Origin of the sequence: Peredibacter starrii (genome assembly GCF_034259205.1) — a bacterium.
In the GTDB taxonomy this organism is placed as follows: domain Bacteria; phylum Bdellovibrionota; class Bacteriovoracia; order Bacteriovoracales; family Bacteriovoracaceae; genus Peredibacter; species Peredibacter starrii.
This window is the reverse complement of the sequence record NZ_CP139487.1, coordinates 3,359,866-3,376,153: the sequence shown is the minus strand read 5'-3', so window position 1 is coordinate 3,376,153 and position 16,288 is coordinate 3,359,866. Positions and strand designations below refer to the sequence as shown.

The window sequence follows — 16,288 nt, the reverse complement described above, 5'->3', positions numbered from 1 at the left end:
TGGTATCTTTGGAAGCTGTTTACAGCACGGGTTTACTCTTCGCTGCCTTGAGCTTCATTCCCAACAATTTAGCAATCGTCGGAGCAACTTGAAGCATACTCATCTTTCCAATGTTCTTTGGTTTGATTCCACAGCCGCTTGCCAAAAATACAGTCTTCATTTCTTTCAATGAACTCAAGTATCCATGGTTAGCATGTGTTGTCGTTTGTACGTCGATTTCTTTGTCCTTATTGAAACCGCCGCTAATGCCGTATCCAATTTTGGCGATCACAACAAAGTCAGCATCAGGATAGATGTTGAGAGTTTTAAACCCATTTTTTGATAGAATTTCAAAGCCGTTTTTTAATTCATTTTTGAGGACCTTCTCAACTGCTTTTCGATCAGCTTCAGGTTTTAGATAAATAGCGGCCATCCCGCCGCTTGAGTGAGCAACTGCTTTCCAGGAAACAAGTTCTTTCTTCTCATTAATATTGAGCAGACCATGTTTCTTAAAAATAAAATTGATGTTGTACACTGATTGAAAATCCGCGTGGCCGTGATCTCCCAATACAATAAGACATACATTTTCTTTCTTGGCCGCCGCACTTATTTCTCCAATCTGACGATCCATTTCTTCAACTGAAGCGATGGTTTCCTTTGAGTTGATACCTGATTCATGTTGCCAATGATCCACATTTGCAAGGTGAACTAGTTGCAGGTCAGGATGGTGCTTATTCTCTAAATAGATTGCCGCTTTGACCAACCACTGATCATGAGGAAGCTCGTTCTCTGTTGGAATTTTCTCATTAAGTGCAGTCTCAACTTCTTTGAGAGCGGCCGGATCGCTTGCTGTTCTAATGAGCTCTTCATTTGTTTTAGTCATTCCTGCAACTGCAAAGATTTCCGGAAAAAACCATGTCGCTTTTCCTCCAACGGTTACTGGCCAACCAAGGATAGAAGTTTTTTTGCCTTCTTCATAAGCTTGCTTCCAAAGAGGTTGAGTTTTGATTTTATTACTTTCCCAATACCAGGCCGCAAGCGGACCTTTCGCTGAATCAAAAACGGTGTTTGATAAAATTCCATGAACAGATGATGGAACACCCGTAACCATCGTAGTGTGATTAGGATAAGTAACAGTAGGGTTAACAGATTCCAAATCCAAAGAGTAGGCGCCTTCATTCATTAATTTTCTGGTATTCGGAGTTTTGAATGTATCCGATGTGAGAAAATCAGGACGAAAACCATCCCAAGAAACCACAAGGACTCGTTTGCTTGCAAACGTATGGGTAGAGAACAGAAAACAACTAAGTAGCAAAAAATAGTGCATGTTTAACTCTCGTTATTAATAAGTGTTTAACACTTATTTTACGGCAATTTGATTAAACTCAATAAATCCATGGAGATACTAGGCAAAAACGTTCATTAAGAAATCTTGAGTTCGTGAAAAGACACATCGTTCTCATAATCTCTCTAGCGAATAGTTTCTCGCAATTAAAATGAGGAGAGCCATTCTATGTCTTCGGCCCTTAAATTAGAGAATCCAGAACTCGAAAAAGATCTCAATGAATTGCCCCCACAAAAGTTTTTATACAATCGTGGTGGCCCATGGCCTCAACCATCTGCCAATCACCCAATAGGGGAAGTCCCTGCAGTTTTACATTTGCCTTTCTCTGAGACATTCAGATGGTGGATGAAAGTTGGATCACGTTATTTATGGGATCTGGCATTTTATACTCCAAGAGCTTTATGTAGATCTCTTTGGTATGGAGGATTAAAGCCTCTGAGTAATGAAGAGTTTAAAAATCTGTTCTTCCATACTTGTTATGCAAAATATTTGAAGGATGAGCTTTCATTCAACGTAAGAAAAATCTTCTCTGGTTATATCGACAGATCGAAAACTTATTATGTGGTCGATTTTTCGGCGATGGATTTATTGACTCCTATCGAAGGACTTCACTGTGAAAAATCCATTACGCTCTTTGAGGTCGATGGGAAGAACGCAAAACCAGTGGCGATCAATCTTCGCAATTATGTTGTCGATCCCAATGACGGAGATCTCTGGGCGCTTGCAAAATTCATTTGTATTCAAGGGGCCTCTGTTCATATCAATGTCGTGGAACACCCAAAGCTCCATTTTCCAATGGATGCTATTAATGCCATTACCAAAACGTCAGTACCGACAGATCACCTGCTATTTCAATTTTTAATTCCTCATTTCGATATTACATTGAAGTTGGATTACCAGGTTTTGAACAATCCAACATCGCTACTGGAAAATAAATGGTGGATGATTTACGGACCTTTCCCTGCAACCAGTGAAAGTCTACGCGACCTTTTAGTCGTTGGGTACAAAGGGATTAAAGGAAATCCATCTTATCAGCCATATACTTATCCACTATCTGGCCCAAAAAAGTGTCTCTCTGATTTTGGCAATTTTCATGATGCCTATTATCCGGCCTATTATGAATTGGCGAAAAATGTTTTAAAGGAAATCCCACGCGGAGATGAAGTCGTCACTCAATGGGCGAATTATATTAATTCCTTCATGCCGAGCTTTCCGGATGGAGTAGAAATTTGGGAGAGAGATAATTTTGTCAAGGCCGTGGCGGTTTTAATCTGGGATTTAACTCTCGGACACGCCACTGATCATAGAACATATTCGGAAATTCCTGTTTATCACAATCCAATGCGTTTACGAATCGGCAGCCCTGAATTTAAAAATCCTGATTTTAAATTCAATCACAAAAAGGCCCTGACGATTATTGATCAAACAAAATGGATCATGGCGAATCGTTTGTTCTATGAAACATGGAACGTGAGTGATCTCATGAAAGTTGATTATGGTTTTAAACAACCTCATCTCAATCAGCATGTCAGTGATTTCAAAAAGCGCATGAAAGAAATTGAAAGTAAGCTGACAATAAAAAATTACATGCCAGTCGATGAGATACCAACGAGCATTCAATATTAAAAAGAACTATGGCCTTGGATCTAAATCTTTTGCGCGTCCACAATCATGAACTTGTTATTGGTGGCAACGATTTTGGAATTTCCAAATATCTGTTTGAGTTTTACCTGATAGCCCAGGTGAGAATTCCCAATCACTCGAATTGATCCGCCTTTCTTTAAAGCGTTGTGGCCATCTTTAAACATCTGAGTCGCGATGAAGTCTCCCACTGTTGTTCCTTGGTGGAATGGGGGATTACACAAGATGAGATCGAGAGAGTTCTTGGCGCCATCTTCGTAGCAATTGGTCCAGTGAAGAACGGGTTCATCTGTAAAATGATTTTGGTAATTTTCTTTTGCACTTAAGATCGCCATAAAGGATTCATCGCTGTAATGAATCTGGGCCTTCGGATTTAACTCCTTGGCCTTGATGCCAATGATGCCATTTGCGCAGCCAAGATCAAGAATCGCATTGAAGTCGCCTTTAGGGATATGCTCAAGAAAAAAACGGGTTCCAATGTCCAATTTCTCACGACTGAATAGGTTTGAATGATTGGTAAAAATTTTTTCAAACCCATCCATCTTGATCTTCTGTGGATAGATATTCGGGACCTTCGCTTTCTCAAAATTTGCAAATACCAGTCGGGCCTTCTTCACAGCAAGACTAGTAGAGGTTGTGCCGATATATTTATTTATTAGATCAAAGCTTGTTGGGGCAAGGTGCTTTACCATTGATCCACAAATCAGTTTGCTATGAGGAAGAAGGTGATTCGTTAAGTGAATCAGGATATCTTCCAGGAAAGACATGTTCTTTGGAATTTGAAGAAGAACGTAATCGTATATCCCGGAAAGATCTTTGAGATTGCTAATCGGCGTGATTTGCTGCTCGCTATTGAAAAGTATTCCACGATAGCTGACATAGGAGTCTGTGTAGCTGGTGATGTCATGGCCGTAAAGGCCACAGCTTAAGGCCCCGAACTGATCGTTAATAATGAGTATGCGCTTACCAGTTAGATCCAGAGATTTAATATGTTCAAGAATGAGGGAATCAGCGGCGTCCCAGCCCTGAAGCAAATCATTCTTTTTCAGGGGGTAGCGCTTTATATCAGTAATTGACCTAGTAATCATAAAGTCATTCTATTCTAAAAATGCTACAATTCGAACAAATGAAAACAACAAATCAATATTTTATTGGAATGATTGAGGCCTCACTAACTGCGTTTTGTTTTGGGCTTTTAGGGGTGTTTGGAAAGTTGGCCTTCAAATCTGGCTTCACGGTTGGGCAATTATTGTCTTATCGATTTTTGGTAGCGTCATTATTCCTTTGGATATTACTTCTCTCATTTCGTCGTAAATCAGTACTTCTACCTGCAAAGCAGATTGGAATTTTTGCTTTACTGGGAGTATGTGGTTACGGGCTTATGTCTATCACTTATCTCTATTCCATTAAGGGTCTAAGCCTGACAATGGCGTCTTTAATTCTTTATACGTATCCATTCTGGGTGACTTTGTTTTCGTGCATCTTCACCAAACATAAATTAACCAAGCACGAAGTTGGGTCTCTTTTATTAGCTGCTTTTGGATTGGTTTTGCTCCTGGGTGGTCAAATTAAAGTTCATGAGATGACCGCGGCCATAGCAGGAATAGCGTCCGCCATTATTTATGCCTTTTACATTATGATTTCAGGGAAGGTACAGAACCGGGTGAATCCACTTGTTTCATCTATGTACATTATTACTTTTGGTGCCTTGTCTTTACTACTTTTCTATCGGTCAGAGCTTAAGGTCATGGGCGATATCACGATGAATCAGATGATGATCATTGCTGGAATTGCCATGATAAGCACTGTCCTTCCGTTGACCTTGGAACTATCCGCCCTACAAAAAATTAAGAGCACCGAATTTTCTCTGATTATGATGCTGGAGCCGATTTCGGCCGTTCTATGGGGAGCTTTTATCTTTAATGAGAAAATGGAATTGCAGCAAATCATTGGTGCTCTTATTATTTTGACCGCACTTTTAACTAGAATGTTCAGAAAACAAGAGTTTGTAGTTATGTGAGCAAATCACTCTGAAATCGTGGTTTACTGGCAAAAAAACCTGAATCAAGTTATAGTTATCTTTTAATCCGTGAGATGACTGAAATGTTTTTTAAATTCACCTCGACATTTTTATTTTGTGGCTTAACAACCGGTCTATTTGCTCAAACATTGCAATCTGAAGCTTTAAATCTTGCTAAAAAATTCCAGATCTCACCGGATAAACTTTCTATTCTCACGGTCAAAGTGGGCGGTAAGAAAGAAACATTAATTGATATCAATTCGAACAAAAAGCTGACTCTGGCTTCTCTGTCGAAGGTCGTTACATCATACTCGGTCCTTCAAAACTTCTCCTTGGATCATCAATTCATTACCAGAATCAAGACCGATGGTAGAATTGTGAATTCGACTCTTGAAGGGAATCTCTACTTGATCGGTGGAGGTGATCCTTCCTTTGGCCCGGAAGGGATGAGCGAACTCATCTTGGCCCTAAAGAAGAAAGGCGTAAAAAAAATCACAGGGGACATCATTGTCGATGACTCTTACTTCGATAATGTTCGTTATGATGAATCTCGTGGGGATAAGCGCGCGGACTTTATCTACGACGCTCCCGTAGGGGCCATGTCCTACAATTGGAACTCGATTAAGGTCACGATTACTCCCGGTAAAAATGGCGAGAAAGCGAAAGTCGATGTCTTCCCACCAAATGATTACGTTAGAGTATCAGGCCATATCAGAACAAAAAGCGGAAGATCGAATGATGTTATTGCTGAAAGACGCCGCAAGAAAAATGGCGAAAATATCCTGCTTTTAAGAGGTAGTTTAGGGCAGGGACATGGTTCTTTAGTATTTGAAAGAAATATCACAGATCCCGATCTTTGGTCAGGGCACAACCTTATCTATGGTCTAAAGAAACAGGGCATATCTATCAGCGGCAAAATTTTAAATGGAGTGGCACCGAGTGCGGGACTTGCCTTAGCGGAATATCGAGGTAAAAACACGCTTGGAATTTTATCTGACCTCAATAAAGATTCAAATAACCATGTGGCCGAAATGCTGGCAAAGGCAATTGCCGTAAAAAATCATAAGCAAGGTTCCATCTTTGAGGGTGTGAAGATCATCAATCAAGAAACAAAGAGTCTCGCGATGACGCCACAAGGGTACTCATTTGTGAGTCCATCAGGTCTTAGCCCACAAAATCAGATTTCTTCAGCCAATATGCTGAAAATTCTTCAAGGGATCGCTAGTAACAAGCAACAACATGAAGTCTTCATGCAGTCACTGCCTGTCGCAGGGGTCGATGGGACTTTAAAAAAGAGAAAGATCGCTTCTACAAAAGTAGAGTGGGTAAAGGCAAAAACAGGATTTATTACCGGCGCCATTGCCCTAGGTGGTTACGCTAAGAAAAATGATGGCACTTTAGTTGCTTTTAGTTTTATTTATAATGGTTCCGATAAAGAACAACGGGTGACTGATTTTTACGACCATTTAATTGCAGAAATTATGGATAAAGATAATTCAATTTCCATTCATTAATCAGTTAGCTAAAATCATTTTATGAAATCATGGAAACACGGGCTCACGGCCTCACTCTTCTAAATTCGTTCCTTCATCATTCATCGATTACATTCCTTATTTTTTTAGGGGCATTATGCGTTTAGAACTTCTCAACGATTTCTTTCTTTATAATTTGTTCGATCATATCCCATTGGTATTTTCTTATTTTTTTAGCTGTCTTGGTGCCATCTTCTCAGGCATCGTCGTAGGAAAAGAGCGAGAAAAGGCTCAGAAAGCGGCAGGGCTAAGAACTTTTGCGATGGTCGCTATGGGGGCCTGTGTATTTACTCTCACTTCTCGGTTATTTGATCACCAGCAAATGATGATGGATGGAGCTCGTATACCGGCGCAGATTGTGACCGGAGTAGGTTTCCTGGGTGCAGGTGCGGTTTTTCGTTCGGGTAGAGTCATTAACGGTCTTACTACCGCCGCTGGAATCTGGGCCACGGCCGCAGTGGGAATGGTGTTCGGCCTGGGATATTTTGTCTTCGGGTTGAGTGTTACTTTTTTGATTTTTGTCCTTCTGTGGATTCCAACTTATCTGGATAAAAAAACGTTATTTGAACATGAATGGGTCTACTATATGATTCACGTGGACAATCTGGATGGCAAAGGTCCCATTCTCGTCCGAGAGATCATTATGGATTGGGGTCACAAGGTAGAAGTGATGCAGGACCAGCAGGACGTAGTGCAATTATGGAGAATTCAATTGTCGACAAGACACAGGCCCCATCAAAGATTTTTAAGCGAGCTCGCCACTCAACGATACGTTAAAAAAATAGAAATCCAGGCTCCATATTCATTACAGCTTTCTCCTTAATACTAGTTCAAAAATTACAAAGGAATTAATGTGATTAAATCGAAGCTTCGTATCGTTCCATGGCTCATGTTTTCACTCTTAATGCTTCCTGAATTGGCCCAGGCCAAAAAGCTCGGAGTAGGAGCTGTCATTGGTGCCCCAACCGGTCTGTCTGTAAATTATTTTTTACGTCAGGATGTGACTGTCCATACGACCCTTGCCTATGACTTTGGAGATGACGATGATCTTCAATTAGCTTCTCACTACACTTGGAGAAGAAACACTCTTAGTATTGAGAAGGTCCGATTTGGTTGGTTTTATGGATTAGGTGCAAGATTGGCCTTCAATGACCATGATCACAATCATCGCCATCATGATCATGACGATCATTTTCATCTAGGCCCAAGCGGAACTTTAGGTCTTTTCCATGAATTCAAAGAAGTTCCATTGGAACTCTTTCTAAAAGGAAACCTGACTGCCAATATCATTCAAGATACTGGGATTGATGGAGATCTGATGCTCGGTCTGCATTACAACTTTTAAGTCAGAATCACCGTTTTATTTCCCATCACAAATATCCGGTCATCAATAGCGTGATTGAGGGCCTCAGCAAGGGCGAGCCGTTCAGTGTCTCGTCCGGCCTTTTTCATGTCTTCCGCTGAAAATGAGTGGTCCACTTGAATGGTTTTCTGGGAAATGATTGGACCTTGGTCCAATTCATCCGTCACAAAGTGGGAAGTGGCCCCGATGATCTTAATACCTCTTTCATAGGCCTGACGGTAAGGATTTGCTCCGATGAAGGCAGGCAAAAATGAGTGATGGATATTGATGATCTTGTTTGGATAATGTTTCACGAAATTTGAAGACAGAATCCGCATGAATTTCGCCAGTACCAGGTAATCGGGATTGAACTTCTTCGTGTAATCCAGAATTTCTTGTTCAAAGGCCTCTTTGGTTTTGTTTTCATGACTAATGTGCACGAACTCAATCCCAAATTTATTCACAAGTTCTTTAAGGTTTGTATGATTGGCAATGACACATTTGATCTCAATATCAAGTTCTGAAAAATAATGACGGATAAGGATATCACTTAGGCAGTGATGCTCCTTCGTCGCCAAAATCACAACGTCTTTCTTCTTCTTTGGATTGAGAGTCAACTGCGCATTGGCCGGAAGTTCCTTCTTAATTTTATCTTTTATCGCCTCGATGTTTCCATCTCCGGTAAATTCACAACGCATATAGAAGGTATCGGATGCACGATCCACATGTTCTTTCATTTCCACAATATTGAGATCGTTTTGATAAAGGATGGTAGAAATTTTAGAAATGAGTCCTTTTTGGTCTCGGCTATTGATGAGCAAGACGTGGTTCATGGTCGTTTCTTCTGTAGAGGTGGATAGATAAATTATAGGGTGAAAAGACCTGTAAAACCTTAATTTTTTGTAAAATTAAGTCTGGATTCTGCTGTATCGTTGATAATGTCTACCTTATGGAACGTTATTCAAAGTTTGATGTCCTATATGAGAATTTCAATACCGGAGTCGTAATTCACGACGCTGATACCCATGTCGTTTCCGCTAATCCGACAGCACTCAAATTATTAGGGCTTACAATGGAGCAGATGCGGGGGAAAGCAATTACTGATCCGCACTGGAGATTTATTAGAGAAGATGGAACTGACATGCCTCAGAGTGAATATCCAGTGGGGCAGGTCTTGTCCACTCACAAATCTCTCAAAACTTTTATTCTCGGTGTTGTGAGATCAGAACTATCTCGTCCTGTATGGGTCATTTGTAACGCTCATCCGGAATTCGATAATGAGGGGAAGCTGAAATATATCGTTGTTAACTTTGCCGATATCTCGGAACAAAAACACATCGAAGAAAAGCTCAACGATCAGCTGAATCTCACTCGAAGCATGTTTGATTCAATGCTCGATGGCTTCGCCGTGCTTGATAAGAACGGCAAGCAATTGGATGTAAACCCGGCCTTTTGTCAGATGACAGGGTTTTCTAAAGACGAAATTGTTGGAACAACTCCCCCGTTTCCGTACTGGCCACCTGAGGAATATGAGAGCATTAATAATGCTTTTCAAAAAACGTTGAATGAAGATGGAAGCAACTTTGAGTTAATTTTCATGCGAAAAAATGGTGAACGATTTCCCGTTATCGTTGCTCCATCTACAGTGAAAGATAAAAACAATAACATCATCATGTATCTTGCGAGTGTAAAAGACATCACACTTAGAAGACATGCTGAGCAGAAAGTGAAAGATCTGGCAGAGCAGCTGAGTAAGACCTATGCTCTTGCTCATATTGGCGTTTGGAGTTGGATCATTGAGCCTGATATTGTGATCTGGTCAGAAGAGATGTATCGCATGTCTGGACTTGATCCAAGTAAACCTGCACCAAACTATGCAGAAATCGCCAAAATTCACGCTCCCGAGAGCTGGGAGAGATTGCAGGCAGCGGTTTCGAATTGTTTAAAGACAGGTGAGCCATATCAGTTAGACATGGAATATATCCTGCCGGATGGAAGCAGTCGTTATGTTACTGCTTATGGAGGGGCCAAGAGAGATGCTTCAGGTAAGATCACTGAACTATATGGAACCACCCAAGATATCACCGAGAAGAAACAGGCCGAAATTAAATTAAAGGCCGCCCTGAAGGCAGCTGAAGATGCTGTCAATATCAAATCAAGATTCTTAGATATAGCCGCTCATGAGCTGAGAACTCCTGTGAGTGCATTCTCGCTACTCGTTCAACTTGCGAAGAAAAAATTTGATAAAGGGACGCCCGTCGATCTTTCGACCTTGGATCGTCTTAAATCACAAGTGGATCGAATCTCTCAACTCGTAGTTGAGCTTTTGGACGTTTCGAGGCTTGAGCGTGGAGTACTGGTGCTGAGGCCCTCAAAGTCGAATATCGTTGGCATGATTCAACAATGCATCGAAGAGTTCAGACTTCGTGAACCCAATCGAAGAATTAATTTATCTGCCCCAAGCGAGACCATCGAACTGAACATTGATAATCTCAGAGTTTTTCAAGTCATCTCTAATCTCGTTGATAATGCCATCAAGTACACGCCTGAGGATTCTCCCATCGATATCATTGTTGAGAAAAACCCTGAGAAGGTCAGAGTATCGGTCAAGGACTACGGGGAAGGAATTTCTGAAGAACAGCAAAAAGTTCTGTTTGCACCATTCTCCAGAGGAGAAAGTGAGTTTGCCGACAAGGCCGGTGGTCTGGGACTGGGACTATTCATTTCTCGAGAAATCATTGCTCTTCATAAAGGTACGATCGGAGTAACCAGTAAAGAGGGAAGTGGTTGTTGCTTTTATTTTGAACTTCCAAGAGAGACCAAATGACTGATTCAAAAACAATTCTTATCATTGAAGACGAAAAGGTCATTCTTCACACCTTAAAGGATTTCCTTGAGGTTGAAGGTTATGATGTTCTGATTGCGGGAAATGGCCTGGTCGCCTTGGAACTTTTGAATAACACTCCCATGCCGGATCTTCTTCTTCTTGATATGAAGATGCCGAAGATGAACGGCTGGGAATTTGCCAGGGCATATTCAGAGAATTTTAAAGAGAGGGCTCCCATTATTGTGGCAACTGCAGCGGTAGATGCTGAACAAAGGGCGAGAGACGTGAATGCAATTGATTGGGTGGAAAAACCGTTCAACCTTGATATTCTCCTGGAAAAGATAAAAAAGTATACTTTTCAATGACCATAAAATATTTCAAAACTCAGCAAGCTTTTAGAACCTGGCTCGAAAAAAATCATGATAAGAAGACCGAGATCTGGATAGGTTTCTACAAAAAAGATTCAGGGAAAACAGGTATCACCCCGGCCCAGGCGATTGATGAGGCCCTGTGCTTTGGATGGATTGATGGAGTCAGACAGGCCATTGATGAACTCAGTTACACAAACCGCTACACGCCTCGAACCAAAAAAAGCAAATGGTCTAAAATTAATACAGAAAACGTCGAGCGACTCATAAAGCTTGGATACATGACAGAATCAGGGCTTAAGGCCATTGAAGAGGCCAAGGCCGATGGACGCTGGGACATGGCCTATGATTCACCAAAAAATGCTAAGGCCCCGGAAGACTTCCTGAAAGCACTCAAAAAGAAAAAGAGGGCCGCCGAGTTTTTCAAAACACTGAACAAGCAGAATATCTTTGCCATAGTTTATCGCCTGCAGAACTCAAAGAAGGCGGAAACTCGTGAAAGGTGGATTAATAAGATCATTCAGATGCTAGAGAACGGTGAGAAGTTTCATTAGTCTGTAATTTTTTTATTATTAAATCACCTTTAGAATACTTTAAGGTCACTTTTAGCTCCAACTCCATATACTCCGACAAACCATTAAAGGAAGGCCCATGAGACCAGGTAGAGAGCTAGATACTTTAATTGCAAAACATATCTTCAATCACGAAGTCGTCATCAAAAGAAAAGTACCGACGGAAGTCACTCCCGCTGGGGAGAGACCACTTAGAGAATATACAAAAGAAATTGGTGCTGCCTATGAGGTGGCCAAAAAATTGAATATTTCCTTAATCCCGATTGAGGGTGGCCAATGGTTTGCCTTGGCCGGTAAATCTGAGGGGTTTGTATCACCAGCAGATTTTATTTCTTATCTTAGCGCCGGTAATTTCGTGGACGCCGGGGCCGCAGTTTCTGAAAGTCCTTCATATTCTATCTGTTTGGCCGCAATGAAGGCCGTTGAATCAAAGATGGCGAGAGAAGTTCAAACAACATTCGCTTAAATTTTCACCATTGGACGTTCGAAATTCAACTTTTCGTAACGTCCAAAACCGTCCTATACTACCTATATCCGAAAATCACAAACTGGTTTGGTTAGTCCAGTTGTCCCTCTCCATTGAGGTATGAGATTCGCCCTAAGCGGAACACCCACGGCAAAGCAGGAAACTGTTATGCGCGTGAAACTCACTCCGCTTAATAGTTCTTTGCAACTTAAACATCGCAAAGGAGCGAAAATGACCGTTGAAGAATTTCTAGATCAAGCCGACCTCGAATTTACGACCATTCAGAATTTCAATCTGCAGGAACTTGATCTTACCGATCGAGGCCATGAAGGTTGCACTTTTTCCGGAGTTAATTTCCAGACAGCAGATCTGTCCCGGTCAAGATTTGTAGATTGTAAATTCAAGAACTGTGACATGAGTAATGTGAAAATTTCCAGGTCCAACTTCCGTGATTGTAAATTCGAAGGATCAAAACTGGTAGGTATAGAATGGTCGGGCGCAAGTGAACTTTCTCTGATCCATTTTTCTGATTGCGAACTTCGCTATGGAAATTTTAGTCGGTTAAAGTTGAAGCGAGGAGAGATGATCAACTGCCGAGTTCGAGACTGTGATTTTACGGACAGTGACTTTTCGGGAAGTATTTTTAAGGAATGTGATTTTCAAGGAACTTCATTTGGCAAAACCAATCTTTCGAAGTGCGATTTCTCATATTCAATCAATATTGCCTTAAATCCTAAGGACAATAATCTCTTGGACGCAAAAATTCCAATGCAAGAAGCACTTGGAATGATCTCAATGATGGGTGTTAAAGTTGTATGATGAATGAATTAGAAAAGCTTAAGTTAATGACTATGCCTTTTGGTAAATACAAAGGTGTTCCACTTATAGATCTCCCAGAACCTTATGTTGTTTGGTTTTATACTAATGGTCTTCCTGAAGGAGAGTTGGGGAAACTTTTAGGTCTATTATATGAGATCAAATTAAATGGACTGGAGCATCTTATTAAACCAATTAGTCGGTAAATAATCTTCACTGAAAGTTCAGGTGTATAAGCCTATAAAAGCTCAGAGTATTAGGGTTGAGAGTCCTATTAAACAGGAGGTTTATATGCTTAAGAAATATATTATTGAGAGAAATTTAGAAGGCGTCGGTAATTCATCAGAGGATGATTTTAGAAAAATGACCGGGTCTTCGAATGAAATTCTAAGAAATCTTGGCCCAGATATTCAGTGGAGAGAATCCTATGTGACAGGTGACAAGGTGTATTGTGTTTATCTTGCGAACGATGAAAACATTCTCCGTGAACACGCTAAACAGGCAAATTTTCCTATTGATAAGATCTCTGAGGTCAAGACCGTCTTGGATCCAACGACAACGGGACTTCAAACTTTTCTTAGAGGTACAGACACTAAAGAAAAACAAACCGAGGTCCGACAATAAATTGCTTGGGGTCGCAAGGCCCCTGCAAAAAAATAATCCATCCGACATGGTCGGTATCATGATCCAGAGCAAAACTTAGTTAGCGTATCCGTTTAAGATTAACACGATTGTTTAACTAGTTTTTGACTGCAACATTCTTAGGCACCTCACCTTAACAAGTTCACGCTCTCCTTCATACACTGTCTAATGCAGGAGGAACTTAGTGGATAATATGCAGTTCTTTGATCCTTATCATATCTCAGAAAAAACACTAGAAGAGGACATTCAGAAGTTTGATAAATTGCTCGAGGAAATGAAACGATTCGTGAAGGTAAAATCGGAATTGGGTAGAATCTTCGCATCAATCCATCACAAGCTTAATAAGGGTGAGTACTCTGAGTATATCCTTGATTCACTTTTTAAAAGTCTGGATTCAGTCATTCCCTTTGACAGGATCGGGGTGGCGATTTTGGAAGAAGAGGGAGACGCACTAAGGATTATCTGGGTAAAGTCAAAATCTAAAATTAAGTTCTTGCACCAAAATTATTCGATTAGGGTCGAGGATGATTTACTCATCCAGCAAATACTAGCGAAGAACAGTCCCGTTATCATTAACGATCTGGAGAAGCTGTGTGTTTCCTATCCTCAATCTGCAACTTTAAATCTGGCCATTAAAGAAGGACTGAAATCTTCTCTTATTTGTCCTTCAGTCGTAGAAAATCAGAACATAGGACTTCTTTTTTTCTCGAGCAACTCAACAGGTACTTATATTGAATCACATGTGCAGCTCTTTCAGGAAGTGGCGGAGGGGATATCTTTAATTGTCTTCCACGGCCAAATGAAAAAGGCGCTGGCCCGAAGCTCTTCTGTGGAAAAATTATTCAAAAATATTATTCACGATCTCAATAATCCTTTGACAGTGATCAGAGGATATTTGTCTCTACTTGAAAAAGGTGAGCGGTACCAACAATTGGGAAAGAATTCGAAACACGTATATTCGATACTAAAGCGAAACACTGATTCTATGATGAAAACGATTGAGGAACTGGTCTACTTAAAGAAAGAGGTAAGACAATTAACTTTGACCTCAAATGATATCGATCGTTTTTTGGAAGAAGTGGAAGATGATTCTATTTCCATGGCCAGAAGAAAAGATATTGGATTCACACTTGAGCGAGATGAAAACCTTCCTCGGCATGGAATATTTGATATGGCCCTCATCAAGCTCGCTATTTTAAATTATGTCTCGAACGCAATCAAATTCTCGAATCCACACTCACAAATTGAAATGAAAGTTCGGATGGATTGGGCCCGTAAAAGGCTTTATCTTACTGTCAAAGATGAGGGCCTCGGAGTTCCGGAATCAGAAATACAAAATCTTTTCACTGAGCATGGAAAGACCAGTACTAAACCAACCGCCGGTGAAGAAAGTAGCGGAAGGGGTCTCGCGAATGTGAAAGAGGTCGTTGAGGCCCATAAAGGCAAAGTTTTCGTCGAAAGCCATGTAGGCGTGGGGTCGACCTTTGGTTTTTGGATCCCCTGTGAGGATTCTTTCACACATTAATCTGAGATTAAAATTTTGTTAGAAATGTAAGATTTTGTGAAATTCTCTACAACAAATCACAAGAAAAAATTAAGAAATCTCTTTTTTTTTCTTACAAAATCGAAAACCAACAATTACTCTCTATTCCTCAATAAAAAATTGTAGAGGTAATTCAATGTCCAAGTCTCTTTTACTGATCGCGATGATCCTAGGTCTCTCACTCTCAGCCTTCGCTCAAGAAGCTAAAACTGAAAAGAAAGAGGAAAAAACAGAAACTACTCCTGCTGCCAAACCAGGCAAAGTGGATGAAGCTGACCAGGTTATTACTAACCGCCGTCTTCGTGCTTCAAGTGGTTCACTTTCTAAATGGTCTGGTAACTTTGCTATCAATTACCAAGGTGGTTCGGTAGAGAAGCCAGGTGCTGCTCAAAGACCCAACATTACTTCTGGTGCTGATGCCCTCACTCTTCAATATCTAACTGCTAACGTTGGTCTTAGATACCGTTTCAATCCTCTTAACAGCTTAACACTTGGTACCGGTGTATTCATGAATACTCCGTTCAACTCAAGCATCAAAACAAATGATCCAGCTCTTAAAAAAGAGTTCAACAAAACTAAGCAAGACGTTACTGTAAGTGACCCGAATCTAATCTATACAAACCTAGCTCGCGTTTGGGGTTTCCAAGTTGTAACTCAACTTACTCCAACACTTATTACGAACACTCAACAGCGTCAGGCCGGTTACCGTGCTAGTTACGATATCGCATCTACATGGATGAGAGATATTGGTGATTTCGGTCTATCTGGTGGTGCTACGTTCGAATGGACTGGTTACTCTTTCGATAAAACAAATCAAGGTCTTGCTAAAAACGTTTGGCAGCTTTACCCAGTACTTGAATACGTGATCAACGATACATTCAACCTAAGAACTCTTTGGGGCTGGCAGGTTTATCAACAAACTCGTGAGATGGCCTGGGACACATACGAGAAGCGTGTTGTGTATCAGTCGTTCGGTGTAGGTATTTCACTTTCTCGTGATATCTTCCTTTACCCGAACATTCAGTTTATTCCGTCAGACATCCGTGATGACAGAACGAACCTTGGTATCAGCGCTTACATCAATACATTCTAGTTTTTTTAGACAGATAATTTGATAGATAAAGGCCACCCTAGGGTGGCCTTTTTATTTTTTATCGTTGATCAACTTAAAGATGCAACTATTGCAGTTTAAAGA

The 16,288-nt window shown here is 40.8% G+C and carries 17 protein-coding genes; 14 read left to right on the top strand and 3 right to left on the bottom strand.

What is annotated here, in order from left to right:
• Positions 1-19: 19 nt before the first annotated feature.
• Positions 20-1,306, bottom strand: coding sequence for an alkaline phosphatase family protein (locus SOO65_RS16850; RefSeq protein ID WP_321393046.1), 1,287 nt, complete (start codon positions 1,304-1,306; stop codon positions 20-22).
• Between the two features lie 186 nt (positions 1,307-1,492).
• Between SOO65_RS16850 and SOO65_RS16845 the strand changes: the two genes are divergently transcribed.
• Positions 1,493-2,950: a hypothetical protein gene (locus tag SOO65_RS16845; protein ID WP_321393043.1), complete on the top strand. Its 1,458-nt coding sequence runs from the start codon at positions 1,493-1,495 to the stop codon at positions 2,948-2,950.
• A gap of 20 nt (positions 2,951-2,970) precedes the next feature.
• On the opposite strand, the gene SOO65_RS16840 is transcribed toward SOO65_RS16845, so the two are convergent.
• Complete coding sequence (locus SOO65_RS16840; RefSeq protein ID WP_321393040.1) at positions 2,971-4,053, bottom strand: methyltransferase; 1,083 nt, start codon at positions 4,051-4,053, stop codon at positions 2,971-2,973.
• 38 nt (positions 4,054-4,091) lie between these two features.
• Between SOO65_RS16840 and SOO65_RS16835 the strand changes: the two genes are divergently transcribed.
• From SOO65_RS16835 to SOO65_RS16820, 4 genes are all read left to right on the top strand, one after another.
• Positions 4,092-4,985, top strand: coding sequence for an EamA family transporter (locus SOO65_RS16835; protein ID WP_321393037.1), 894 nt, complete (start codon positions 4,092-4,094; stop codon positions 4,983-4,985).
• A 74-nt stretch (positions 4,986-5,059) separates the two neighbouring features.
• Positions 5,060-6,499: a D-alanyl-D-alanine carboxypeptidase/D-alanyl-D-alanine endopeptidase gene (gene dacB / locus SOO65_RS16830; RefSeq protein WP_321393035.1), complete on the top strand. Its 1,440-nt coding sequence runs from the start codon at positions 5,060-5,062 to the stop codon at positions 6,497-6,499.
• 115 nt (positions 6,500-6,614) lie between these two features.
• Positions 6,615-7,340 carry an MgtC/SapB family protein gene (locus SOO65_RS16825; protein WP_321393029.1) on the top strand — a complete coding sequence of 242 codons (726 nt, stop codon included), beginning with the start codon at positions 6,615-6,617 and terminating at the stop codon, positions 7,338-7,340.
• Between the two features lie 30 nt (positions 7,341-7,370).
• A complete protein-coding gene (locus tag SOO65_RS16820; protein WP_321393024.1) occupies positions 7,371-7,862 on the top strand; it encodes a hypothetical protein in 492 nt (163 codons plus the stop codon).
• On the opposite strand, the gene purU is transcribed toward SOO65_RS16820, so the two are convergent.
• Entirely contained in the window at positions 7,859-8,692 is an 834-nt protein-coding gene (purU, locus tag SOO65_RS16815; RefSeq protein WP_321393021.1) for a formyltetrahydrofolate deformylase, read from the bottom strand. The two genes, SOO65_RS16820 and purU, sit on opposite strands and share 4 nt — an antisense overlap.
• Before the next feature lie 116 nt (positions 8,693-8,808).
• Here purU and SOO65_RS16810 point away from each other — a divergent pair, with 116 nt between their 5' ends.
• The 9 genes from SOO65_RS16810 to SOO65_RS16770 all read left to right on the top strand — a co-directional run bounded on the left by SOO65_RS16810 (position 8,809) and on the right by SOO65_RS16770 (position 16,186).
• Positions 8,809-10,686 carry a sensor histidine kinase gene (locus SOO65_RS16810; RefSeq protein WP_321393017.1) on the top strand — a complete coding sequence of 626 codons (1,878 nt, stop codon included), beginning with the start codon at positions 8,809-8,811 and terminating at the stop codon, positions 10,684-10,686.
• Complete coding sequence (locus tag SOO65_RS16805) at positions 10,683-11,051, top strand: response regulator (RefSeq protein ID WP_321393014.1); 369 nt, start codon at positions 10,683-10,685, stop codon at positions 11,049-11,051. Before SOO65_RS16810 ends, SOO65_RS16805 begins: the two co-directional genes overlap by 4 nt.
• Positions 11,048-11,608: a YdeI/OmpD-associated family protein gene (locus SOO65_RS16800; RefSeq protein WP_321393010.1), complete on the top strand. Its 561-nt coding sequence runs from the start codon at positions 11,048-11,050 to the stop codon at positions 11,606-11,608. The genes SOO65_RS16805 and SOO65_RS16800 overlap by 4 nt, the downstream gene beginning before the upstream one ends.
• Before the next feature lie 97 nt (positions 11,609-11,705).
• Positions 11,706-12,092 carry a hypothetical protein gene (locus tag SOO65_RS16795; RefSeq protein WP_321393007.1) on the top strand — a complete coding sequence of 129 codons (387 nt, stop codon included), beginning with the start codon at positions 11,706-11,708 and terminating at the stop codon, positions 12,090-12,092.
• 168 nt (positions 12,093-12,260) lie between these two features.
• Positions 12,261-12,911 carry a pentapeptide repeat-containing protein gene (locus SOO65_RS16790; RefSeq protein ID WP_321393004.1) on the top strand — a complete coding sequence of 217 codons (651 nt, stop codon included), beginning with the start codon at positions 12,261-12,263 and terminating at the stop codon, positions 12,909-12,911.
• Positions 12,911-13,114, top strand: coding sequence for a putative quorum-sensing-regulated virulence factor (locus SOO65_RS16785; RefSeq protein WP_321392998.1), 204 nt, complete (start codon positions 12,911-12,913; stop codon positions 13,112-13,114). Before SOO65_RS16790 ends, SOO65_RS16785 begins: the two co-directional genes overlap by 1 nt.
• 85 nt (positions 13,115-13,199) lie before the next feature.
• Positions 13,200-13,532, top strand: coding sequence for a DUF4242 domain-containing protein (locus SOO65_RS16780; protein ID WP_321392995.1), 333 nt, complete (start codon positions 13,200-13,202; stop codon positions 13,530-13,532).
• 211 nt (positions 13,533-13,743) lie between these two features.
• On the top strand, positions 13,744-15,075 hold the full coding sequence (locus tag SOO65_RS16775) for a sensor histidine kinase (RefSeq protein ID WP_321400212.1): 1,332 nt from the start codon (positions 13,744-13,746) through the stop codon (positions 15,073-15,075).
• A gap of 154 nt (positions 15,076-15,229) precedes the next feature.
• Positions 15,230-16,186, top strand: a complete 957-nt coding sequence (locus SOO65_RS16770; protein WP_321392991.1) for a hypothetical protein — start codon at positions 15,230-15,232, stop codon at positions 16,184-16,186.
• Positions 16,187-16,288: the final 102 nt, after the last annotated feature.